The organism is Xenorhabdus innexi (genome assembly GCF_002632485.1).
Classification (GTDB): domain Bacteria; phylum Pseudomonadota; class Gammaproteobacteria; order Enterobacterales; family Enterobacteriaceae; genus Xenorhabdus; species Xenorhabdus innexi.
Window position 1 is genome coordinate 94,371 of the sequence record NZ_NIBU01000004.1, and the last position, 26,150, is coordinate 120,520.

The window sequence follows — 26,150 nt, forward strand, 5'->3', positions numbered from 1 at the left end:
ATATAAGTAAAGAATACAAACCAATGGAGTCATTGATGTCTAGCAATAACCTGATTAAACAACTGCAAGAGCGGGGCCTTATTGCCCAGGTAACGGATGAAGAGGCGTTAGCGGAAAGACTGGCGCAAGGTCCGGTTTCTCTCTATTGCGGCTTCGATCCTACCGCTGACAGCTTGCATTTGGGCCATCTGGTTCCCTTGCTGTGTTTAAAAAGATTCCAGCTGAACGGACATAAGCCGATAGCTTTGGTCGGTGGTGCGACAGGTTTGATTGGTGATCCGAGTTTTAAAGCGACGGAACGCAAATTAAACACAGAAGGTACTGTTAAAGAGTGGGTTGAGAAAATTCGTAATCAGGTTTCTCCGTTTCTTAGCTTCGATGGTGAAAATGGTGCGGAATTAGCCAATAACTATGACTGGTTTGGCCAAATGGATGTCCTTTCTTTCCTGCGTGATATAGGTAAGCACTTTTCCGTTAACCAGATGATCAATAAAGAGGCGGTTAAGCAACGACTGAACCGTGATGATGTTGGTATTTCGTACACTGAATTTTCTTATAACCTGTTGCAGTCTTATGATTTTGCCAACCTGAACGGAAAATATGGTGTTGAATTGCAGATTGGTGGTTCCGATCAGTGGGGCAACATTACCTCAGGTATCGATTTGACACGCCGTTTACACCAGAAACAGGTATTTGGTCTGACAGTACCTTTGATTACTAAATCCGATGGGACTAAATTTGGTAAAACAGAAGGTGGGGCAGTCTGGTTGGATCCGAAGAAAACCAGTCCATACAAATTTTATCAGTTCTGGATTAACACAGCCGATGCAGATGTGTATCGTTTCCTGAAATTCTTCACTTTCATGAGCCTTGACGAAATCAATGCATTGGAAGAAGAAGATAAAAACAGTGGTAAAGCTCCGCGTGCGCAGTATGTTCTGGCTGAAGAAGTCACCAGACTGGTGCATGGAGAAGCGGGTTTAACAGCAGCGAAGCGTATCACGGCAAGTCTGTTCTCCGGTGCTGTAGCTGATTTAACCGAAGATGATTTTGCTCAGTTAGCGCAGGATGGTATGCCAGCAATTGAGCTTGAAAGTGGTGCTGATTTACAACAGGCTCTGCTCACTGCTGAATTTGTTCCTTCTCGTGGGCAGGCTCGTACCATGATTAGCTCTAATGCTGTTTCCATCAATGGTGAAAAACAGTCTGAAGCGATGTATGTATTTGCAGACGAAGATCGTTTGTTTGGGCGTTATACTCTATTACGTCGTGGTAAAAAACATTATTGCCTAATCGATTGGAAATAATTCATAAAAGTATTATTAAGGGCAACATAATTGTTGCCCTTAAAGTATCAGACTGTTTTATAACTTATTTATGGTTCTTAAAATAAAAATCAGGCCTAATCATGAAAAACATTCTTTCAATTCAGTCTCATGTTGTTTTCGGTCATGCAGGAAATAGTGCATCTGTTTTTCCGATGTGCCGTATGGGAGTGAATGTATGGCCACTAAATACGGTTCAGTTTTCTAACCATACTCAATACCCACAATGGCGTGGTTGCGTGATGCCGCCAGAACATCTGGCTGAAATTGTGCAGGGAATTGGTGAAATTGATAAGTTGGCATCCTGTGACGCGGTACTCAGTGGCTATATTGGTTCAGCGGAGCAGGGAAGCTACATCCTTGATATCGTAAAACAGGTTAAACAGGCTAATCCTGAAGCATGGTATTTTTGTGATCCAGTGATGGGTCATCCAGAGAAAGGGTGTATTGTGGCTCCGGGAGTGTCTGAATTCCTCTGTGAAAAGGCATTACCTGTCAGTGATATCATTGCTCCCAACTTATTGGAGCTTGAAACTCTGGCGGCAACGGAAATAAAAAATGTAGAACAGGCAGTATCTGCTGCCCGTCAGCTATGTCAAAAAGGCCCTAAAATTGTCTTGGTTAAACATCTTAGTCGCGCAGGCTACCAAAAAGATAATTTCGAAATGTTGCTGGTGACTAAAGAGAATAGCTGGCATATCAGCCGTCCATTAATTGATACTGGTGAACGCCAGCCCGTTGGAATTGGCGATTTAACCAGCGGCTTATTCCTTGCTAATCTGTTGAATAGTTCATCATTAACAAGCTCAGTATTACAAGCTGCGTTGGAACATACGACAGCCGGTGTTTATGAAGTTATGCTGGAAACGCAAAAAAGCGGAGAGTTTGAGTTACAGCTGGTTGCTGCTCAGGATAAGATGGTGACTCCGGCCCATAAATTCAGCGCCGTACAGATTGACTAACAGTAAGATATTGCTTCCGGTAGCTTGTGAACCGGAAGCAATTATATCATCTTAATCCTTCCGCGTTTAAAGCATCCTGTACATGCGGACGCTGTTCGATTTTTTGTTGATAAGCATTTAAATGAATTAACTTGGAAAAATCTAAATTTAATTTGTATCTCCAGAAGTACGTTGTAAACAAATAAGCGTCCGCAACTGTAAAATGATCCCCGGCGATATATGCACGTTTTGCCAATATGCCATCAATATAAGTAAATTTAGCCAACAGCTTAGTAAAAACTGCGGAACGGTAATTTTCTGAGGCCGCCATTGTGGGTGATAATACCCAGAAGCTCTGATGAATTTCGCTAGCAATATAATTCAGCCACTCAATTTGCTGATAACGCTCTAAAGTACCTGCTGGAGCAGTTAGTTTCCTATCTGGTTTTTGATCGGCAATGTATTGCACAACCGCAGGCCCTTCAGTAAGGACAATATCATTGTCGAGTATGAGCGTTGGAACCTGCCCTTTGGGATTGATCTTGAAAAAATCCTGACCACGTTCAGTGGTTTTATTTTGCAGGTCTACTTTTTCAAGACTGAAATCCAGACCGGTTTCACGGAGAATGATATGTGGGGAGAGAGAACAAGCTCCGGGAGTATAATAGAGTTTCATATATAAACCCTTATTTATCAGTTTATTATATATCTCTTATCTTGAAGTCTATCAGGGATATGTGGATGCAACAAAAACAGACACAATATCAACACATTTTTATACCAGTAATTCGGATTATATCAATCTCCTTACCGAAGGTTAATGTAACATCGGGAAAACCAGATATCGTTCAGGTTTTCCCGGAGGGCATGCTGTTAGAACATTATGGTTTCCGCCAATGAATTTTTAGTCTTTTTTGTCGGAATAAGGGCGTACATATTTCATAATGCACTCCAGTTTTTCGCAGGTTTCCTGCCATTCTCTTTCGGGTTTTGAATCTCGGACCAGACCAGCACCAGCCTGTAGCCAACAGTCTTCTTTATGTTGATAAAGAGAACGCAATACCAGTGCTGCGTCTAATTTACCTGAACTATCCAATAGCATGACAGAACCACTATAAAGACGACGAGGCTCATTTTCATAATATGAAATAGCCTGTAAAGAGGTTTTTTTCGGGATACCTGAAGCAGTGACTGCCGGAAACAGAGCAATGAAAGCATCCCAACGATTTTTTTCTGGCCGTAGTAATCCTTTTACGCGTGATGCTAAATGTTGTACTGAACCACGTTCACGAATTGCCATAAATTCTGATACACAAAGTGTGTCTGCCTGACAAATCGGGGCCAATTCCTCTAATGCGAGTTTGGCTGATACTGCGTGCTCGGCAATTTCTTTCGGATCGGAAAGTAAATCTGCCCGCAGTTTTTGATCCTGTTCCTTATCATGTGTTAATGCTCTGGTTCCCGCCAATGGCTGGCTATTGACCCAACCCGTACCATCTGCCTCAACCACGGTTTCTGGACTGAAACCGTAAGCAGAAAACTCTTCATCCCGTAAGAAGAAAGAGCGGGCTGGAGTATTAGCCTGACGCCCCAACCAGTAACTGTGTGTTATATCCACATTTGAACCAAGCTGAACTTTGCGTGAGAGGATCACTTTTTGATAGTGGCCTGTGACAATATCTTTAACCGCACTTGTTACGTTGTCTTGATAATGCTTTGCCGCAATTGAGTTGCTGATACCTTTCAGCTCTTTTGTATATGGGAAGGTTGGAGCACCAGTTTGATCGGCCTGTCTGATTTTTTCACTCAATACAGTGAGCTGATTTTCTTCGAGTGTTCGTATCAGGACTTGCCCTTGAGTGATGCGTAATTCATGCTGTGGAACAGTGATTTTTATTAGTGCTTCATTTTTTTGTTTTAACGATGACGCTAATGGTATCCCGTATGCCATATGGGAAAACTCAAATAGTGCTCTGCCATAAGCACGCCAGTCTTTGATAGAAAGTTCACTGAGAACCTGCTCAAGTTTCTGGCTTAACGTACTGATATCGTACGGATGCTGACGACCTTTTGAGTCAATTAGTTGTCCGGATGCATGTGCACTTATCGTGGCTGCACAGCCAATTCCCAATGACCATTCGCCTTTGCTCTCATAGAGTGTGTAAGGGTGTGTATTATTATTTGTAAGATCTGAAAGCAAGTGGGCGACCAGATCTAATGGAGTGCTGGTAATGGCAATAGTGTGTTCATGATATTGTTGCATTGGGCTGTTATTCTCTTCGGCTTGTTTCATTTGTTCTGCGTGTTCTGTTTGCGCCATCTGTACTAACTGACGTTTGTCTATTTTTCCTACTGTGGTTAATGGCCAATACGCCACAAACAACCATTGGTCAGGGACTTTGTGGCGCTGAACACCTTTCTGCTGTAAAAATGCCTGCATCTGTATAGGTTCCGGCTGGTTAATACTTTTTGGTATGCAGGCACAAATTCGCTCACCCAAGAGTTCATCAGGAACAGCAATGACAACTGCATCATCGATACTTGGATATTGCAGCAGTAACGTTTCCACTTCTTGCGTTGAAATCTTCTCGCCACTGCGATTGATCTGCTCTTTAATACGTCCCTCAACGATCAGATTGCCGTCTGACCTCATCCGTACCAAATCGCCGGTACGATAGAATCCGTCAGAGGTGAAAGCGATAGTATTATGTTGCTCAGCGCGGTAATACCCCGTAATGGTATAAGGGCCTCGAGTAATCAGTTCACCGACTTCACCGGAAGGAACAGGTTGCAGATTAGCATCGACAATTTTGAGTTCATCTTCTGCCGATAGTGGGCGACCTTGAGTATTAATAATGACTTCATAGGGGTCATCCAGCCGGGTATAGCAAAGTAACCCTTCTGCGGTGCCAAATACCTGCTGCAAAGGGCCAAGGCGTGTCATCACCTGTTTTGCCAGTTCTGGAGTAAGTCTGCCTCCGCCAACCTGTAAACAACGTAAGGAGGAAAGATCACTTTGCTCCCAGTCACGAGCTTGTTCCCAGAGTCTGGCAAGCGCCGGAACTAACGCAACATGTGTTACTTTGTGTTGCTCAATCAATGGCATGGCTTCATCACAACTGGCGGTGTCACTTAAGAGAACACACCCTCCCTGAGAGAGTGTGCCCAGAATACCGGGGCTGCCTAAGGTGAAGTTATGTGCAATAGGAAGCACGGCTAAATAAACACTTTCGGTATTGACTGAACACAAACGGGCTGACAGGACAAAATCATAGGTATAGGCATCGTGAGTACGTGGAATTAATTTCGGTGTACCTGTTGTTCCTCCAGAAAGCAGAAGTATGGCAATATCACCGTAACAGGGGCCAGAGACAGAGGTATCGAGTGGTTCACCATCAATAGAGGACAAAGGAGTAAACTCTTCAGCTTGCCCATCAACAATAATATGTTTCATTTCAGGGCAGGATGCAGCCACTTCCCGCGCCATTTCTCGGTAATCAAAACCGTGGATACAATCAGGAATGATGTAAGCCACCGGCTGGGCAATCTGGCACAGTTCATGAACATCATGAGTCCGTTGCGTCGGCATTAATAATACTGGATGAGCACCTAATCTAAACAGAGCAAAACAGGTGACAACAAAAGAGATACAGTTAGGTAATTGCACCATGACATTATCACCATGACCGATTCCCCGCTGAGATAACCCACTTGCCAGCCTTTCCACAAGTTGATGCAGTTCATGGTAAGTCAGATGTTGCTCTTGATAGATCAGCGCTGTTTTATCCCCCCAGATTTTCGACCATCCGGTAAGCTGTTGGTCTATGGTTTTGCCATTCCAAAGATAGTCTGGCGTCATAGTAAAATTTTTTTCTGGGATTGAAGAAGATGCCATTATGCGAACTCCTGTGGATAAATATATTGCATAAATTGGGTAATGTGACGAATAAAACGTTGAGGTTCTTGAGTGACATAAAAATGATTGCCGATAATCTCCTGACAACAGTGCGAAAGATTTTGTTTGTCACCGGTAAGCCAGTGATGCCACTGCTGAACCTCCAGCGCGGAAGCTTCTTTGTCTTCGTTGCCATAAAGTAACAAGGTCGGTGTTTGCAGTTTTACCGAGTCAGACTGAATAACCCGGTGATAATGTTCCGTCGCCCAGAAATCAGCGCGCAGCATGGGTAAGAACATTTCCAGCAATCCGGGATCTTCGCGTAATACCGGGCTGCAACCGCCAATATCGATGAGTTGCTCAATGAATTCATGGTCAGGTAATCCGCTTAACTGACGGCGGGATTGAAGATGAGGAGCATGACACCCCGAAAGTACCAGTGCTTTAGGAGAACAGCTATGTTGTTCAAGGTGTTGGCAGGTTTCAAAAGCGATCTGGGCGCCCATACTATGACCGATCAGTATCAGGTTTTCTCTCTGGGCAGGAGTGAGTGACACGAGAAGCTCAAAAAGAGATTGTGCTAATGGAGCAATGCTGGTAGCTGCACGCTCATTCATGCGGCTGTCACGGCCGGGATAAATCACCAGCGAAACGGCAATATCAGGATTTTCCAGAGTAGCCCATTGGCGGAATGCACTGCTGCTGCCCCCAGCAAAGGGGCAGATTAATAGCGTGTACTTGGGTTCGCCACGAGGTGTCAGGCACGGACGAATCATTGGATGTACAGGGAGTCCCCATTTCATCAGTGTTCCTCCTTAATTAACATCAGTATTAGTAGTCAGCATTAATTGAGCCGGATCAATCCAGACCGGAGGCGGTAAATCCTGAGCAACAGGTTCTCCCATCATGCACAAAATCTGTTGCCATACACCTGCCAGCCGTCGTTGATAGTCATTATTGAAAGCCGGAGGGCAGAGTGCGCCATTCAATACAGAACTTAATGTATTAAGCAGGAATGCCACCCCTTCAGCACCATCACATTCAAATGCCGTCATCCAGTCTTTGGTTGCCGGGCAAAGAATTTGCGATGTTGTCTGGTGCTGATAAGCACCATCCGGTTGACTGGCTGTCAGATAGAGACTCTGATTACTATTCAGATGATTTGGAGCATGAAGAACGGGCGTCCAGATTACCGGCCCGTAACTGGCTTCTTGCGTCAGATAACCGGCAGGCCATATCAGTGTCATCTTGTGCATAACAAGGTTATGCATATCGGGATCTTTTGGGTCGAGATAAGATTGAACATCTAACGCTATGGTCGTCCCAGCCAAACACAATTCAAAACAATGAAATGCATGATTCCGTTGGCCCACATAGGTTATTTCGATCTGTTCCGGCCAATGGCAGGCTTGTAGCAACAAATCGAGGGCAGAAAACAGTAACTGGCGGCTGGTTGTCAGGTAGCCCTTTATCGGAGATTGCTGTGATAAGCGGCTAATCTGATGTGCAGCATGTAACCAACTTCTGCCAGCATGGCATTGGCTGTAGAAGCTGTTTACCCAAAATACAGCGCCTTGTTTTTCAGCGACTGATTGATGTCGCTTGATGGCTTCTGCATCAAGGGGATGCTCCTGAATAACAGAAATCCCCCTTGCTAATAGTGCCTGAGTTAATTGATCACCTTTACCACCAATTATTTCTGCGCGTATGACGACGCAGGCAATATCAATGTTGTCCGGCAATTCATCCAATGAACGATACAGTTGCACATTAAAATCACGGGCCAGTTGCTGTGTACGAGGGCTTCCCTGAGCCAGAATACCGGCCAGCTCCAGATTTGGTTGAGGTTGCAGGAATGCATTAAGGTACAGTTCACCAAATTTGGCACCGACAATGAGAACCCGCCTTGGCTTTATCATATGTTCTCCTTAACAGGCTCAATGGTCAGGGCTGAATCCAGAATGTTTTTCAGACAAATAACCAGAGAGCTGACATGGTTGTGTTGGAATAAGCTGTAGTGATTACCATCAAGTTGTGTCACGCTGACAGGCCCGAAAACCTGCCAGCCGAGATCCATTGAGGTCATTGTTGTCGGATCGAGGTAATCCATAAATTCAGGTAATACCTGATCAGCCCGGATAAGAGTGAAAGGCTGTGAAGTCTGTGGTGGGCAGTAATCAAGTAATGCACGCAGATTATGACGCCATACGGTATAAAGCTCAGTCAGAGAACCGTCAATCTGTGCCGATTTTGGCAGTGCATCATGCAGCGTTTGCAGGAATGCCTCGGTATCGGTTGTTATCGTTCGGTTATCCAGCAACAGATCTGGGAATTGCCCCTGTAAATCGCGCAGAAAATGACGATGACAGAACGTATCATCCAAAATCAGGTCAGGGCGTACGTTTGGCGCGAAACTATCAATCAGGATACAGTGAGAAACGTTTTCACCCGCAATTCGTAATTGATGTGCCATTTCATAGGCCACCAATCCGCCAAAAGACCATCCAGCCAGCGCATAAGGTCCTTCAGGCTGGAATGTACGGATTCGGTTAATATAATCAGCCGCCAATGCTGCAATAGTCGGTCTGCCAGTATTCAGATTATCCGGTGAAAATGCTAACCCAATCAGGCGTTGATCGCCGAAATTGGCTGCCAGATGACGATATCCCAGCAGATGCCCGCCAATAGGGTGGACGATAAATAAAGCCGGTTTTTCAGTACGTCCCTCGTTTAAGATTACCCCCTGGCAGATATCTTCCGGTTGATGTTCAATAAATTCAGCCAATGAATGCACGGTATCGTAGGTTTGCAGCAGGCTGAGCGGATATTGGCGATTGAACGTCCGGTTGATTTTCACCATTAACCGTACCGCTGCCAGAGAATCGCCTCCAAGCGTAAAGAAACTCTCATGGATGTTGATACCCTGTTGCTCTAATACAGATTCCCAAAGGTTTAATACTGTTTGGCCTGTAGCGTTTAGAGTTACCGCCGATGGTGTTGAAGTCATGTCTTGTGTTTCTTCAACCAGAGTAACTAATGTGCGTTTGTCGATTTTACCGTTATCGGATACAGGTATCGCATCGAGAAGAATAAATCGCTGCGGGCACATCCAAATGGGTAAAGTTTGCTGCAACCAGTGAGGCAGTGTTGGTAAAAGCTCGGCAGATTGCGGCGCGTTATCAGTTAAACGTAATCCCGCAACCAGTTGTAATGCGCTGGTTGATGTTGTATGAGCAAATACACTCGCTTGTTGTATCGCAGGATGTTCACATAAACGGTGCTCAATTTCTCCTAACTCAATCCGGTAACCTCGGATTTTAATTTGATGATCATTGCGCCCCAGAAATTCGATATTCCCGTCCGGCAGCCAGCGGCCTAAATCACCGGTACGGTAAAGCCGTTCACCTGTTTGAGGGTGTGTGATAAAAGCCTGTTTCGTTTTTTCAGGATCGGCCCAATAACCCTGTGCCAGACCTTGTCCACCAATATACAGTTCACCTGTTACCCAGACAGGGCAGGGCGAAAGGACTGAATTAAGTACATAGAAAGTCTGATTAGCCAGAGGCTTACCATACGGGATACTGCGCCAGTCTGGATTGACTTGTACGATAGGATAAGCAATAGACCAGATTGATGCTTCGGTTGCACCTCCTAAACTAAGAAGGTTTAACTCAGGGTGAAGCGCATATAATTTGGCTGGTAAATGGGTTGGTATCCAGTCACCGCTCATTAATATCCAACGCAGGTTATGTAATGAACGGGGGCTGTGTAATAAACGGGAATAGCTACGGGCATATTCCTCAAGCAGTTGCACAAAGGCGGGAACAGAGTTCCAGACTGTCACCGATTCTTGTTGTAACCATGCTAATAACTTGTCCGGCTGCTGATTGTCACCCACAGCAGGAATAACCAGTTTTGCCCCACAGCTCAGCGTGCCGAACAGGTCATAAACGGAGAGATCGAAGGTTAATTCTGAGATTGCCAGCACACTATCGTGTTCGTTAAGGGCAATACGCTGATTAATATCGAGAATAGTATTGACCACACTCTGATGATCAATCATGACACCTTTTGGTATTCCGGTAGAACCGGAGGTAAAAATAACATAAGCCAGATCTTCAGGGTGTACAGATAAATCAGGTTTGCTGGTGGCTGGCAACTGGTTGAGTAATGTTTCATTCAGAGGGATAACCTGAACACTGTCAGGCCAGTTCAATTGCTGGGCAAACTTGGGTTGAGTCAGTACGGTATCAACTTCCCCTGATGCTAATAGCTGATGAATCCGCTGTTGCGGATAGCTGGCATCAATAGGCAGATAAGCCCGTCCTGCTAATAAAATGGCAATAACGGCAATAACCTGCTCCCGGCCTTTTTCCATCACCACACCAATCAGAGGTGAAGTCTGATTTTCTTGTGCTTGCAGATGAGCTGCCAGTGTCAGGCTTTGTGACCACAACGTGCGATAGTCTAACTGACAATAGGCATCGACAACGGCGATATGTTGCGGATAACGATTTACTGCCTGTTCAATCAACGAGCAAAGAGTATGTGGCGGAAAATCACGGGTTGTTAAATTGCTATTCCGGCACAAAGCGCGATCATACGTCGGGAGCCAGTCAGGAAGCGGCGTATCCCACAGGTAGTCCGGTTCAAGCAGGGTAGCAATAGCGGCCTGATAGTGAGCAAACATGTTTTCTGCTACCTGAGGCTGGAACAGTTGCGGCAGGATCGCCCACTGTATGGTGACACCACCTTCTGCACCGGAAATCAGCATACAGTCAAGATAAACATGGGGTGTTTGCGCCCCAAAGAGATTGAGTGTTCCTAATCCTGATGGTCCTTTACCCGCAGTTCCGGTTGTATCATTGAATACGATTGGCATACCGGCATTCAGGTTATGGTGATGCTGATTTTTCTCCCTGAGTACCCATTGCCCGTCAAACAGTGCGTGTTGAAGATCCGCTATCCACTGTTTTTGAATCCGGTTTGCAGCATCGCTGAATCCAGAGATATTGCGTAAATCGACTTCCAGCAATGAGGTGGTGGATAAATTACCGACCAGCATATCGCAATGTTGTGGCATTAACAGGCGGTTGCCATGCAGGACATTGATAGTGAAATGTTCGCTGTTACTCCATACCGATAAAGTATGGGCGAATAGTGTAAGCATCATTTGGAACGGTGATATGCGGTGCTCTGCTGCACGTTGTTGCAAACATTGCCATTGTTGTGGGCTGATATAGGCCGTCAGGCACTGCTGATCAAGCTGCTGAGACTGGTGATCTTTCAGGGGTAACATCGGGGCATCTGGCAATGAAGGTAAACGATCAAGCCAGTATTGCCGGCTTTGTTGCCAGAGTATTTCGTTTTTTTCATTCTCCAGAGCCTGAATATAGTCAGCAATCGTCACTGCCGGTTGTTCTGGTTGCCAGTCAGGTCTCTGATACCAGTGATGTAAATCACGCAGGATTAAGGTCAGACTTTTGCCATCTGCTACCAGTAAGTCAATAGTCAGATGCAGTAAGTGTGTCCGGTCATCAGTATGGTACAGGGTTAAATCAAATAATGGCCAATTATCGCTGGGAACACCCTGAGTACGCAGAGTATTACGGGCGTTGTTCAGTTGTGTCTCGCACTCCTCTTGTGGCATATCACGACAATCAATAACTGTCGGCGTATAGCAGGGTACTGTCGGCAGAATATGATACTGGCCTTCGTTTACGTAACCGCGTAATTGACTATGATGGTTTATCACACGGTTCCACGCGGCAGTGAAACGAGGTAGATCAAGGTCATCAATAGCCAGTTCGGCATAGAAGTGGGCAATACCATTGCCAAACTGAAACAGTTGGCTTTCTCCCAACCAATAAGCATATTGCAGAGCGGTGAGTGGCAGAATCTGCTCTGATGCTGGCTCTGTTTGATGTGGAGTAACCACAGTTGTTGAATGTGTCTCAATACTCCGCAAAGTATGACAAAATTCCCTCAATTTAGGGTATTCAAACAGTTGTTGCAGATTGGCCTGTTCATAACCCTGACGACGAAGCTGCACTATCATACGGGTAGCAATCAGGCTATCACCACCACTTTGGAAAAAGTCACTGTGGCGCTGAATTGTCTGAGGAAGCAGTGAGTTCCAGAGCTGAATGACTTGCTGTTCAATATGGTGAAGCTGGTCATCTGCTGCTTCTGGTTGTCCGGCTTCCATAGTGACCGATTGTTCCATGTTATCTTTCACGGTCATGGTTGGTAATGCTGTCAACGGTAACTGCTCTTGCTGCTGAATATGCAATGAGTAAGGCAGGGCAGAAAATTGTACCGCGATTTCATCAACATTCAGTCGTGTCTGCTGTTCGGATCGCGCCAGAATCAATTGTTGGTAAAGCTCCGGCCCATCTTGCCCCGGCCATTCCAGTGAAACCTGATAACCGGATTTCTCCAGACATTGACGCCAGTCAGCAAGTTCCAGCAATGCACTGCTATCTTGTTCATCATTGCGATCATCAGCCCAGACATTAATACCTTCAATAAATCCGACACTGGCGAGTTGCATAGCACTGTCGCGTTTGGTGGATTCAATAATAAGCAGCCAGCCCCCGGCTTTGAGTAACCGGGACAGACGTTTCAGGGTATTTTTGAGATGGATGGCATCATGTAAGACGTTAACCGCTATGATCAGGTCATAACCAGCATCAGGATGTTGGCTAAAATCAATACGTTGATTAATGTCGAACAGGCTAAATTTTACGGTTTCGCCATAGTGATTAAGGGACTGACGGGCATCATCCAAAAATAACGGTGAAACATCAGTAAAGTGATAACTTTCAATGAATTGATGGTTCTGTTTAAGCACTTTTTTTGATGTGGAAGCTGTGCCTGCGCCGATCTCCAGCACAGTGAAATGTTCGGATGTCTGGCTCAATTGTCGGACAATTTCAGCGGCTGACTGATTCAGGCAATGTAACGCCGGGTTTTCACTGTAAAGGCTGGCTGTAGTCTGTTTGTCGGTAAACAGCAGTTCCAATGCATTGCCACATCCGGTAAGCAGGATGTCATGTTGGTCAATGCAGGCTGCAACATAACGGCTGATGGTTTGGCACCATACCGCATCATCCAGTTTTGCTGTAGGAACAGGGATCTGAGTGAGCGGTTGCAGGCAGCGGTATCCCCCCGCCGTTTTTTCCATGAACCCTTGTTTGCTTAATAATCCCAGCCATTGGCTCAGCAGGCGTTGATATTGTGGTGCCAGTTGTAAACGTTGTTCAATTTCTTCACGGGAATGACATTGTTGTGAAGAGGTAAACAGATCATGGCGTAATAAGGTCTGGCCCAGACCCAATAACGCTTGTTGTTCAATATGTTGCCAGGATCGTTCAAATGCCTGTTGTTCCGTTAATGTCGGCAGTGGTAAGGCTTTAGTGTTTATTACCAGCGGCTCTGAAAACGACGGCTTTGGCAGCGATAATGACAAATTATCTTCTGCTACCAGCCATAAATTGTAAGCCTGAGTATCATCCTGACGTGGCTGGATTTCTGCTAACCGTATTTCAGGCTGAGAGCGCAGATATTGTTCGGCCTGATGCAATGCAGGGTGTTGTGGCCAGAAGTCATAACGCGCATGACCGACAGGCGGCGTACTAAGATCGTAATGTTCCAGACGTTCAGGCTGGCGGCTGATTTGTACAACGTGTACTAACAACGCGTTATAGGCAGCAAATAGTGCTTCAATGACGCCTGCTTCCAGTACATCATCCATGCAATACCAGTTAAACAGCAACGCATCATCCACTTCCATAACCTGATGATCCAGCCAGACTTGTGGCGTTTGACTCAGCACAAAGACCGGATCACCCAATAATTGAGTGATGGATTGTTTTATTGCCACACCTTCTTGTGCCATTCCCAACATACTGGTGAAAACAACCGGAGTCAGGGGTTGCCTGTTTTGTGCTTCACCCGATTGCTGGCGAGCCAGTTCCCTCAGTACTTCAACCCCATTGACATGACTATGACTCAACCGTTGCCAGAGCAAGGCCTGAGTTTTTTCCATGCTGGCACGCAGGGAGGTGGTTTTGCGTAAATCAAAATCCATCAGCATGACTGAGGTAAAATCGCCAATCAGCTCCTGAACCTCTGGATGAAAAGGCTGACGGTTAAAAAACGTCAGATTGAGGGTAAATAGCGGATGGCGGCTGTACCATTCAAGCGTATGGGCAAACAGAGTCAGCAGACCGGCGGAAGGTGTGACTCCCCATTTTTTCCAGCTTTGTTTAAGTACCTGCCAGTCAGATTGTGCCAACCGGCCTTCATAAGTCGTGAATTTCGGCTGGCTACGTTGAGGTAACTGTGGGTTCAACGGTAATCTTGGTGCCGGAGGCAGTAAAAGCAATTGTTCCTGCCAGTATGCCCATGATGTGCGCCACTCTTTACTTTCACGCTGTGCCTGTTCTGCCATCACATAGTCGCGGAAAGTAAATGCTTGCGGAGCCAGTGGTTGTTGCTGGTGATAAGCGCGTTGTAAATCGTCCATCATGACCCGGAAACTCTGTACGTCAAACTGCAACAGATCCAGATTCATATGTAAGCGGCAACGCGCATTTGGTAGCAGGGAAACCGAGACTTCAAACAATGGCCACTGTTCCGCCGGAGGCACCTGATAAGAGAGAGTATGACGACGCTGAGCCAGAGCCTTTTCACAGGCTGTATCGTTCAGTGCTCGCAAATCATCCTGTGATAAAACATACCAGGGCGTTTCAGGCAGAATTCTCTGTTGCCCCTCTTCATCAACGATCATGCGTAACATACCATGACGCTGAATTAAGGCATTCCACGCCTTTTCAAAACGTAGGATATCAAAGCTGTTTAGTGCCAAATCCCATTCAAACAGGACATGACATGCCACACCACCAAAATCAATAGCCTGAGTACGACCAACCCAGTAAGCATGCTGAATTGGTGTCAGAGGAAATGGCTCATGCTGTTGGGCACTGTCAATAATGATCTCAGGCTGAGGAGATACAGAGGCCTGTTCAGGCAATGTGTCGCCAATAAGCGTATTAAGCCCCTCCGGTGTCATATTCTGATAGGCCAGTTCAGCGGTTAATCTGAAACCAAATTGCTGGTGGATCACGGTATTTAATTCAAGAAACAGTAAGGAATCCAAACCAATTTGCAGTAGATCCTGTTGTGGCTCCAGATGTTCAGGCTGTTCTAAGCGCAATAATGTCGCGATATGCTGACGTAGCCAATGAAGCCGCTGTTCACTGTCCTGACAGAGTAGGTTATCAGTCGGAAGTGCTGATATTGGTGTTGTAGCGGTATGAGCCGTCTCAGCCTGTAAACGTCGCAAAATTTCAGGATGATGCTCATCTAACCGCATTGCCAGATAGCAAGGAGAAGCGGTACGCAGAGATTGATTGAGATGCCAGATACCCTCATTGATACTGAATGGTAACATGCCATCTTGCGCTAGTTTTTCCACTAATCGCCGATCGCTGGCCATGCCAATGCCGCCCCAGACGCCCCAGACTAACGTTTTTACCATCAATGTATTTGCCATAAGCGGATCGGTTGCGGTCAGTGCTAAAGACTCCAGGCAGGCATTGGTGATGGCATAAGCACTTTGTCCCTGAGCACCCAGCATTGAAGCGGCGGAGGCATGAAGCAGCAGGTATTGAGCTTTATGTTGCTGAAGTATGGCCTGCAACGTTGATGCGCTCTGTGCTTTTACGCGTAACATGTGCGACAGATGCTGCAGCTCAAGTCTAGCCAGAGGAGTGTGATCAGCAATACCGGCGGCATGAATTGCGCCAGCAATGCCGCCTTCTTGTGCCAGTGATTGCATGGCATGTAACAATGTTGGTGTGTCAGTGACATCAACATTAATCCAGCGTATTTCGCATTCTTTACTCAGTGACAGCTCTTGGACAAAAGTATCCCAATCCTCATGTTTGCGGCGGGCAAACACCGCAATTTTGCGTGCGCCGTGAGTCAGCAGCCAACGGATAGAAATTTGTCCGATCCCGCCCATACCGCCGGTAACGATGTGCCAACCCTGATGGGGAATCGACATGGGTTGCTGGGATATGACAAGTGGTTGGCGCTGTAAAACAGGTATGGCGATTTGATTTCCGCGCACTTTCAGCCAACGATGCTGCTCATTAAGATAACTGAGTGCCAATAACAACGCATCGGTGTCATTGATATCGCCGATATCAATTGCCTGAATATGGCGGTGGGGATACTCTTCAACCGCGACCCGCAACAACGCCCAGATAGCGTATTGAGCGGGATTGATATCCTCTTTTGATAAGGTGCTTTCAGGTTGAGCACAGCAAGTTATAACAGTTAAGGATGTCGTTTCATCACGTTGTAATTCACTAATCACCTGATCACACAATTCAACAACATCATCACTCTGAAGCAGTAATAATGTATTCCTGCTTTCCGGCTGTAAATTTAGGCCAGCCTGACACCAATGTTGAGCAACTTTCTCACTCGCTGTTGATGAACGAAGAGTATAGGGTGTTGAAGATCTTGGTTTATCTACCGTAGTGATGGTGCGCCAATGCAGGACATAGTGAGTATCAGGACATGGCTGTGGTGCAGGAAGCCATGCTTTTCTCATCGTTGGTATTGTCACCAATTGGCGGGGTAGGTCAGCTCTGTCACTCATCAAGGCGAATAAACGTTCTCCAGCATAGATCAGAGCAGGAAAATCGGTGAGTAAGTTTGCTTCCAATAAGCGGCGCTTAGCATATGGCAGAGTACGGTGAGGGCGATACATTTTACTGACTGTTGGCCCGACAACTTCTCGGTAATAGCCTTGCTGAACACAATGGTTCAATAGTTGTTCCAGCAAAGGGCACCAGCAAGGTTGTAGTCGCCCGGCCCGAATTGTGTCAATGGCACTGAAACCTTGTTCAGTCTTTTGCCCATTGCATTGATAAACCAGTGCATCGGTATACAACGCCCGAAGTAGTGCTGCATCGGCGTTTTGCTCAATGGCAGGATTGAGCAGGGAGTTAATATCAAGCCCGACATCAGCATTGCCTGAATATTGTACAGGGTGGTATTGTGCTGCGTTGGTGTTCTGGAAGCTATAATATTGTTTATCAAATGGATAGAGCGGAGCATGGCATTTTGATCCGGTAAACGGAAAAATACGCGGCCAGTCAAGATGTGCACCGGCACAGTAGAGTTGCATTAGTGCTGTTTGCTGAGCTGTTTCTGGAGTGCTCTGACGAGAGGCTCCGGCAACCCAGATTTCATGCGGCAAACTGATACGTCGCCCGATCCCGGTCAGTGGTGCGTCAGCACCAAATTCAACGAATAATGACACGCCTTGTTGACGGGCAAACTCAATCGATTGATGGTAACGCACCGTCTGACGCATATGCTGACACCAGTAGTCTGGTGAACCTAATTGCGCGGTAGTTGCAATATCTGCTGTCAGGGTAGAAATTAACGGGATGCCCCCCGATACAGGCTGTAGCTGATTGCTATGCAGGGGAAAATGCTGAGAAAATTCTTCCAGAATGGGTTCAAGCATGGCTGAATGGGCGGCGCAGGCAACATTAAGGCGCTGGTAACGGATCTGCTGCTGTTCCAGACGTTGTGTCAGTGTGTCAATTTCTGTTTCTGTACCTGCCCAAACCCAGTGTTGCGGGCTATTGCAAACCGCCAGATCTAATGCCAGTGAATGCGTAAGAGGAAGAATATCTTCTTCGTTGGCAAAAACTGCCAACATTGCGCCCCCTTGTGCACATTTCTGCATTAACTTGCCCCGTACTGCGACCAGTGGCATCATTTGCTCCGGCGTGAAAATCCCGGCAACAACGGCTGCGGCAAATTCGCCAACCGAGTGTCCCAAAACGTAATCCGGTTTTAATCCCAGTTCCTGCCAATGTGCCGCCAGCGCAATCTGATGCGCCACAATAGCGGGTTGTGCATATTCCGTGGTCGCTAATGCGGCATCATGTTCTCCGAACATCACTGCTTTTAATGGCAGAGCTAATTCAGAAACGCAGGCAGCACAGCAACGATCCAACATGGCGGAGAAAACGGGAGAGCTGGCATACATTGCTTTTCCCATGCCTGACCACTGGCAACCCTGACCGCTGAATTGCCACAGTTGCTTGTTTTCACTCCTGACTTGCCCGCTGAAAATATCCGGTGTCGGGTGCTGGTTCGCAAAAGCGGATAAGCTCGCGGCATTTTTTGCGGTATTTTGTGGTGTGAGTGTCAACGCTAAACGACAGGGGAATGAAAGATCACGCCCCTGTAAAGCCGTCCAAGCCAGATCGGCAACATTTTCTGAGGTAAGTGCAGTTGCGTAGTGTTGTGCTAATTGACGTAGTGAAGATTCAGAAGCAGCAGAAAGCAACAAAGGTGTGTTATGCCTATGAGCCTGCGTATTGCTGACTCGGTGACGCTGTAACTTTTCTGGCAATGACTGAACGATGATATGGCAGTTAGTGCCGCCAATACCGAATGAAGAAACGCCCGCAGTACGTAATTCTTGTGTCCAACGCTGTCCTTGTGTTGCCAGCCTGAATGGGCTTTCTTCCAGCCGTAACGCCGGATTGGGTTGCTGCACATTAATAGTCGGAGGAATGTAACCATGCCAGACTGACAGCACCGTTTTAATCAGACTGGCAATGCCCGCAGCAGTATCAAGATGGCCGATGTTGCTTTTCACTGAACCGAGGTAACAACGCGGTTCAGCCGCACTACGCCCGGAGAATATGCTGCGTAATGCCTCAACTTCTATCGGATCGCCCAGTGATGTCCCTGTGCCATGTGCTTCAATCATCCCGACATCATCAATGCTGACATCTGCCAGTTGTAATGCTTCGTTAATCACACTGCGCTGACCACTAACCGAAGGGGCAGTAAAACCAACTTTGTCACTGCCGTCGTTATTAATGGCACTGCCACGCAATACCGCCATAATAGGATCGCCATCGCGTAGCGCATCGCTCAGACGCTTCAGCGTAACAACACCAACGCCATTACTAGCATAAGTGCCGTTAGCCTGACTATCAAAGGGACGGCAATGTCCATCCGGTGAGAAGATCATTCCCGGCTGATACAAGTAACCGCTTTCTTGTGGAAAAGAAACCGCCACACCACCGGCCAGCGCCATATCACATTCACCGGAACGCAAATTTTCGCAGGCCATATGTACAGCAACCAGTGAACTTGAACAGGCTGTCTGTACTGTCAGTGCGGGACCTTTCAGATTTAGCTTATAGGCGGTACGTGTTGCAAGATAATCTTTATCATTGCTCATGAGCGCCTGTAGCCCTTTCACTTTAGCAATATCGGTCATAGTGAATTGTGCCCATGAAGGCCAGGTGCTGACCCGGCTACTGGCGAAAACGCCTGTTTTCAGGCGTACATTGCGTGGTGAATAACCGGCATGTTCAAGGGCATGCCAGGCTGTTTGCAGAAACAGGCGTTGTTGAGGATCGAGCATTTCTGCTTCCTGACGCGAATAGCCAAACAGTGTGGCATCAAATTGTTCCGCATCTTCTAATATCGCTGCCTGATTGACAAAATTCTCATTTGTAATGATTTCAGGTGGAATACCTGTATCCAATAATGTCTGGCGGGAGAGTGTGGTAGTACACTCAATCCCCTGTTGCAGGTTATGCCAGAAAGCAGCGCTATCCGGTGCCTGTGGAAAGCGACAGGCGAGGCCAATCACTGCGATGGGATCACAATTATCGTAGTGAGGCGTTAAATCAGTCATTATGCAGCTCCTTGATGACGTTTTTCCCGTTGTTGCAGACGCTTTTGTTGTTGACGCTGACGAAGAGCAATCGACGATTGATTTCTGCTTTGCGTCTCTTTTCGACAATGCAGACTGAGTGCTTCTGGTGTTGGATAAGCAAATAAATCGGTAACAGCAAGATGGTGAAAACCAGCATGTTGTAATTTTTGGTGTAATTGAATGAGCTGTAGTGAATTGGCTCCGGCATCAAAAAAGTTCTGCTGGATATTGATGGAGTGGTTAGTTACCGATAAAAACAGGCGTTGAATTTCACCGCACATCTGTGGGTCGCATCCTTCCTGACCTGATAATGCAACAACGGATGCGTTATCTTTGGCTGCGTTATCTTTGACTGTATTGCATGCAACCATATATTGCTGGCGTGGTATCAGTTGTTCCAGCGCCGAACTCCAGCTTTCTGGCTGCGCCGCGAGAGTGCGTAATAGCGCTATATAGCTGTTAAACATGGTTTGCAACTGATGCGGTACAAATAACTCTTCCACTGCATCCCAGTTCAGGCAAAGCTCATCATCAGATTCGTAAACCTGATGATCCAGCCAGATTTGCGGCGTTTGCGAGATACCCCAAACTGGTTTCATCCATGATGAGCGTGAGAGAAATTGCCCTTCATGAGTGCCTAATGCACTGGTGAAAACAACGGGCATAATGGCTGCATCCGGGCCACGATGTTGTGCCAGTTCACGCATGACTCTGATTGCCGAAATATGGCGGTGATCCAGATCCTGCCATAGTTGTTGCTGTAACCGCCGTGCGCTGGATAACCAGTTTTTCTCCGGATGCCATGCGAGAAGTGACAGTGAAGTAAAATCACCCAGAATATGGTTAATGTCCTCATGCCAATGCGGGCGATCGAACAGGGTAAGATTCAGAGTTAACTCCGCACTGGTGCTGAACGCAGAGAGCACAGCAGCATAAGCTGCAATTAAGAGGGCAGAAGGTGTTATCTGGTGTGGGGCAGCATGTTGTTTCAATTGCTTCCATTCATGTGCCGATAACCGATCGCTGTAGCGCACAAAGCGGGGGGATTGCACACTTTCCGGTGTAACGCGCAATGGTAATTGTGGCGCCAGTGGTAAAGTTTTCACCTGCTCTTGCCAATATTGCAACGAACTCTGATGCACGGGGATTTGTTGCTGACGTAACACACAATCCCGGAATGTGATGTTCAGTGGTGGTAACTCTTGTTGTTCGTTGAGATATAGCTGTTCTAATTCAGCCAGCAATATCTGCATACTCAAACCATCTAAGAACAAGTTGTCCAGACTGACAAATAATCGGCAGACCGGGCTGCTGTCTTGGGCAAGCTGGAAATCGAAGACCGGCCAGTGTCCGGCATCTAATACCTGATGTGACAAACGTTCACGTAATGCATTCGCCTCAGTAATATCAGTGAATTGGTGCTGTGTGACTGAAAAGAGAGGGACATCTTTCAATATTTGCTGTTGCCCGTTAATCACTATCGTTCTAAGTACCGGATGACGCTGGATCAGACGGTTTAATACCCGGTTCAGGCGTTGAACATCCAGTTGTTCTATCCGGTACTCGATAAAGAAATGTGCGCCAACACCACTCAGGGTAAAACCAGAATGGCGTCCAACCAGATAAGCCTGTTGTACTTCAGTCAGTGGGAAGGATTGATATTTATCCTCATCTTGCTGTTTTGATATTGAGTATGTCTTTGATGACATGTCAGACAGAGGAGCCAGCAGAGGAGAAAGTGTTGTGGTGAATGCCGCTAATTGCGGGTTGCGGAAAAGATGGTTCAGTTCACCTTTCAAGCCTTGTTGTGCCAGTTCACCGATCAGACGTGTAGCCAGAAGGCTATCACCACCCAGTTGGAAAAAGTCGCTGTTACGATCCGGCAGCTCAGTATTCAACAAACGTTGCCAAATGGCAGCAACTGTTTTTTCCTCTGCATTTAACAGAGTCATGTCATTCGGGTGCAGCCCGTTTTCGGTTTTTGTGGCGGACAGTAAGCCCTGCGCCAGAGCCTTACGGTCGATTTTACCATTAGGTGTCAGAGGAAGATGGGGCATAACCTGCAAGCGTTGTGGGATCATATACCCCGGCAGGTATTGTGCCAGTGCTGATTTAATTTTTTCCCGATCAGGTATCGAGACGTTTTCACTTGCCTGCATCAGGAACAGATTAAGGTTGCCAAGGGTAATTGGGGTTTCTGTCTGTAGTGGCAGATGAGATAACCATTGCGACGCAGAGCGTAGCTGAATACCGTGAGGTGAGAGTAACTCAGTGGTAATCAGAGAAACAGGTGAAGCATGGTGTAACTCGACAGCCAGTATTAACGCACCGGGTTGTGCCAAAGGCATCAGTGCCCTGATACAGTCTGTCGGATTTTCTTCACGGTGCAGTACATTGTTCAGCAAGATAATATCTGCCTGATGCTGTAGTGATTCAGGAATTTGCTCAGGCCAGCGTTTTATTGATACATGGGGGTGGGCATTTAACCGGGTTTGCATTTGGTTAATAAGTGCCTGAGAGCGCTCAAAACCAATATAGGACAGATGTTGTTCGGTAAGCTGTTCTGCCAGCCATCGGGCACAGAGACCACTACGGGCGTCAAACTCCATCACAGTAACAGGGCGTTGTAACCGTTGGGAAAGCGTAACGATAATCTGTTTTAAACCAGCTAACCATTGTTGAGTTTCGGGTAAGACAAAGAGCTGCTTTTCCGGTGCAAACTGCGGGTCATCAAGCAAGGTGACTGCGGTTTGCTGTCCGGTCAGAATACGACGCAGCGTAGAATGCCAACGCTCAGGGATACATCCGACGTTATTTCCGCTATGGGATATTGAGGATAATAGCCCAGCCTGATAGACGTGATGTGCAGATCCCGCCAATAGATTGCATTGGCAAAGATAGGCCAGCATCCGGGCAAACCAACCATGATATTCTGCTTGGGGCTGATAATCGTTCAGACAGGCAGTGAGAGATTGGGGAGCAGTAAACGTAACACCATAACGAGACAGATGTTCCAGTAAAAATGTTGCAACCTGAAGTTCACTATTGCCATCAGTTGTAGCTGTCTTATTGATAGTGGCATGTATTGCAGGGAAAAGATCACGGTAGGTTGCCGGTAACTGAGAAGCACGGTTTATGCGCTGGTATAAAGAGTCGCCTTCCAATTCAAGAAAGGCCACCAGTGACTTTTCTTTTTCGCCACAGGTTAACGCAACACCTTTACGAATACCGGTTACTTGATTGAGTGCCGCATCAACTTCGCCTAACTCAATACGATATCCCCCGATTTTGACCTGACTGTCGCGGCGTCCCATAAATTCCAGCCAGCCTTCGGGATGATAACAACCCAGATCACCCGTTCGATACCAGCGTTCTCCCTGATCGACAACGAATTGGGCTGTAGTGCGTTCTTCATCATTAAAATAGCCGAGTGCGACACCCGCTCCACCAATCCAGAGTTCACCGATAACCCAGTCAGGGCAATCCTGCCCATCTTCACCCACGACACGGTAACGCTGGTTAGCCAGAGGATAACCATAAGGGATAGAACGCCACTGCCCATCAACTTCGTTGACGATATATTCATTGGACCAGATAGCGGCTTCCGTTGCTCCTCCCATTGCGCTGAGTACACCAGCAGGATTGAATGCGTGGTAACGTTCAGGCAGTGATAAGCCGATCCAGTCTCCGGATAGCATCACGGTACGAAGCATTTTGGGTGTATCGACTTCCATTCCTTCACAATAGGTCAGCAACATATCAAACAGTGCCGGTACACTGTTCCATAACGTAATATTGTGTTGCCTGATTAACATTTCCCAGCTTGATGGATCACGGCGTTGGGCTTCATTAATGAGTACTACTGTTCCTCCGGCACTGAGCATGCCAAAGATGTCGTAAACGGAGAGGTCGAAATGCAGTGCGGAGAGTGCCAGTAACCGATCATGGCTTTGAACCTGATGACGACGGTTGATGTCCAGACAGGTATTCAGTGCACTTTGGTGACTGATAACGACACCTTTCGGTATGCCCGTTGAGCCGGAGGTGTAAATGATATAAGCCGGATCTGTGACATTGCGTGCAGTCATGTGGGTTAAAGGTAATTGCTGATCAGCCTGATGCCATGAAATACAGCGTATGTTTTGCGACCAATCGGAGTGCTGTTGCTCCGGATCAATGACAACCACAGCGATGCCGGCACTTTCGCAGATAGCTCGACGCCGGTTTAATGGCTGATCCGTAGGAATAGGAACGTAAACCCCTCCGGCATAAAGGGTGGCTAATACTGCAACGATTTGCCCGATGCCTTTTTCCATACTGACTGCGACTCGATCTCCCGGCATAACCGACATTTTTTGCAGTGAGGCTGCTAATCGGCGGGCTGCCAGACTGAGTTCGCCATAACTGATTTCTTGATTGTGATGAGTCACCAGTGCAATCGCATGGGGAGTACGCTCTGCCTGTGTAAATAGGCCTTCATGCAACAGTTTGTTGGGTAATGCTGTAATAGTGTTATTGATTTTGCATCGCTGGTGGTATTGCGATTCAGGCATTAAATCCGGCAGTTTTTCACTCCACTGCGGGGAATTTTCCGTCAGGCTCTGAATAAGCGCTTGGTAGGCAGTGAATAAGGTATCGATTAAGCCGTCAGGGAAGAGTTCATCATTACTGTCCCATTGAATGTTCAGTGTGTTTTCATGTTCAAAAGCAACGAAATCTAGCCATACCTGAGGGGTTTGTGATAGCCCCCAACCGGGTTTTCCCAGAGTATCGTGGGTATTCTCACCATATAAAGGTCGGCCTAAATTACTGGTGAAGACAATGGGAACCCCGTGTGGATGGGTGCCGCGTTTTTTTAGTTCACGCAGCACTTCTACACCAGACCAGTGACGGTGTTCGTATGCCTCGGCAAAGGTTGTCTGTGCATTCTGAGCCAGTTGGCAGAACGGTAAATTACCCGCAGGGATATCCAGTAGCAGGATATTGGTAAAGTCAGCCAGAATGTTATCAACCGCAGAATGCAACGGTGCTCTGTCAAATAGTGTCAGGTTAAATAGTAAGTGAGTGGCGCTATCCTGAGTTGCCTTATCCTGTGTTGTGTTGCCCTGTGTGGTATTATTCCAGCGACATAATAAAGCAGCAAATGCCGTTGCTAATGCCATAGTTGGTGTTACACCATTTTGCTGCGCGAGGTGTTTAAAATGTTCCCAATGTTCAGGAGATAAACAGAAATGTCTGCGTTGAATGCGGACATTTTTTATCAGGGCCGGATCTTTAGCCAGAGGAAGCTGAGGAGCTGGTGGCAAGGTGTCTAACCGGTTACGCCAGAATGTTTCGGCCTCCTGTCTGGCCTGCCTGAATTGAGCCTGATATTGCGCGAGGTAACTGCAAAAATCATAGTCAGAGGCTATGGCTGGCAAGTGACGTTTGGCAATTAATGCAGCCAGTTCAGTAAAGAACAGGCTGAAACTGGCCGCATCCATGATCAATAAGTCAATATTCGTATGCAGACGATGCTGATTATCACCGAACAGGCTAAGTTGAATATCGAAAGTTTCTCCTTTTTCAACCTGTAATACCCGATGACTGAGTTGTTCACGAAGGTTAGCCAGTGCCTGTTGCTGCTCATTGGCTGTCAGGTGACGCAGATCGTGAACGGTTAATTTTTGCCAGTAAGCATTAGCCATTCCTTGCTGGCGACCATCTGGCAAAAACTGTACACGTAACATGGGATGCCGCTGAATCAGAGTATGAATGGCTGTTTCCAATTGTTCAGGCTTCAACCCGACACCATCAAATTCGTGATACAAATGGCAACCAACTCCACCTAATGTTTGTTCCGGTGAGCGCCCGACAAAATAAGCGTGTTGTACTGCCGTCAATGGAAATGGCGCAGCATCTGTAATCTGTGGCAATGGCGTTGTATCTTGAGAGGCCGTCTGAGAGGCCGGAGCATGGTGTTGCAGGAGCTGGCTCCAGGTATGCAGCGTTGGCTTTTTGTAAAGCTCCCGTAAAGTAACGCGATACCCTTGACGCCTGAAATGATTTAACAATGCCATTATTTGCATTGAATCCAGTCCGTTGCGAATTAAGTCATCGTTATCACCCACAAAAATATTTTTTTGATTAAACAGGCCGGAAATAAGCTGGCGTAGTGAATCGGGGGAGGGCTGGTTCATGTGCATGACGAAATCCTATAAAAATGGCAGTAA

General features: G+C 46.8%; 8 protein-coding genes. 2 read left to right on the forward strand and 6 right to left on the reverse strand.

Translation table 11 applies throughout. The annotated features are described in order from the left end of the window. The first annotated feature begins 35 nt into the window (after positions 1-35). Both tyrS and pdxY read left to right on the forward strand, forming a co-directional pair. Positions 36-1,307: a tyrosine--tRNA ligase gene (gene tyrS / locus Xinn_RS02925; RefSeq protein ID WP_086953362.1), complete on the forward strand. Its 1,272-nt coding sequence runs from the start codon at positions 36-38 to the stop codon at positions 1,305-1,307. Positions 1,308-1,408: 101 nt separating this feature from the next. Further along, the gene (gene pdxY / locus Xinn_RS02930; protein WP_086953361.1) at positions 1,409-2,287 is read left to right on the forward strand and encodes a pyridoxal kinase PdxY; all 879 of its coding nucleotides are present in this window, start codon (positions 1,409-1,411) and stop codon (positions 2,285-2,287) included. A gap of 46 nt (positions 2,288-2,333) precedes the next feature. Here pdxY and gstA read toward each other — a convergent pair whose 3' ends face one another. From gstA to Xinn_RS02960, 6 genes are all read right to left on the reverse strand, one after another. Beyond that, a complete protein-coding gene (gstA, locus tag Xinn_RS02935; RefSeq protein WP_086953360.1) occupies positions 2,334-2,942 on the reverse strand; it encodes a glutathione transferase GstA in 609 nt (202 codons plus the stop codon). A 228-nt stretch (positions 2,943-3,170) separates the two neighbouring features. Beyond that, positions 3,171-6,125 (reverse strand): salicylate synthase, encoded by a 2,955-nt coding sequence (locus tag Xinn_RS02940; protein WP_422645996.1) that lies wholly within the window; start codon positions 6,123-6,125, stop codon positions 3,171-3,173. A 35-nt stretch (positions 6,126-6,160) separates the two neighbouring features. Further along, positions 6,161-6,937 carry a thioesterase II family protein gene (locus tag Xinn_RS02945; RefSeq protein WP_086956428.1) on the reverse strand — a complete coding sequence of 259 codons (777 nt, stop codon included), beginning with the start codon at positions 6,935-6,937 and terminating at the stop codon, positions 6,161-6,163. Between the two features lie 39 nt (positions 6,938-6,976). Next, positions 6,977-8,080: a Gfo/Idh/MocA family oxidoreductase gene (locus Xinn_RS02950; RefSeq protein WP_086953358.1), complete on the reverse strand. Its 1,104-nt coding sequence runs from the start codon at positions 8,078-8,080 to the stop codon at positions 6,977-6,979. Then, positions 8,077-19,917 carry a hybrid non-ribosomal peptide synthetase/type I polyketide synthase gene (locus tag Xinn_RS02955; RefSeq protein ID WP_086953357.1) on the reverse strand — a complete coding sequence of 3,947 codons (11,841 nt, stop codon included), beginning with the start codon at positions 19,915-19,917 and terminating at the stop codon, positions 8,077-8,079. The genes Xinn_RS02950 and Xinn_RS02955 overlap by 4 nt, the downstream gene beginning before the upstream one ends. Next, positions 19,917-26,123 carry a non-ribosomal peptide synthetase gene (locus tag Xinn_RS02960; protein ID WP_086953356.1) on the reverse strand — a complete coding sequence of 2,069 codons (6,207 nt, stop codon included), beginning with the start codon at positions 26,121-26,123 and terminating at the stop codon, positions 19,917-19,919. Before Xinn_RS02960 ends, Xinn_RS02955 begins: the two co-directional genes overlap by 1 nt. Between the last annotated feature and the right edge of the window lie 27 nt (positions 26,124-26,150).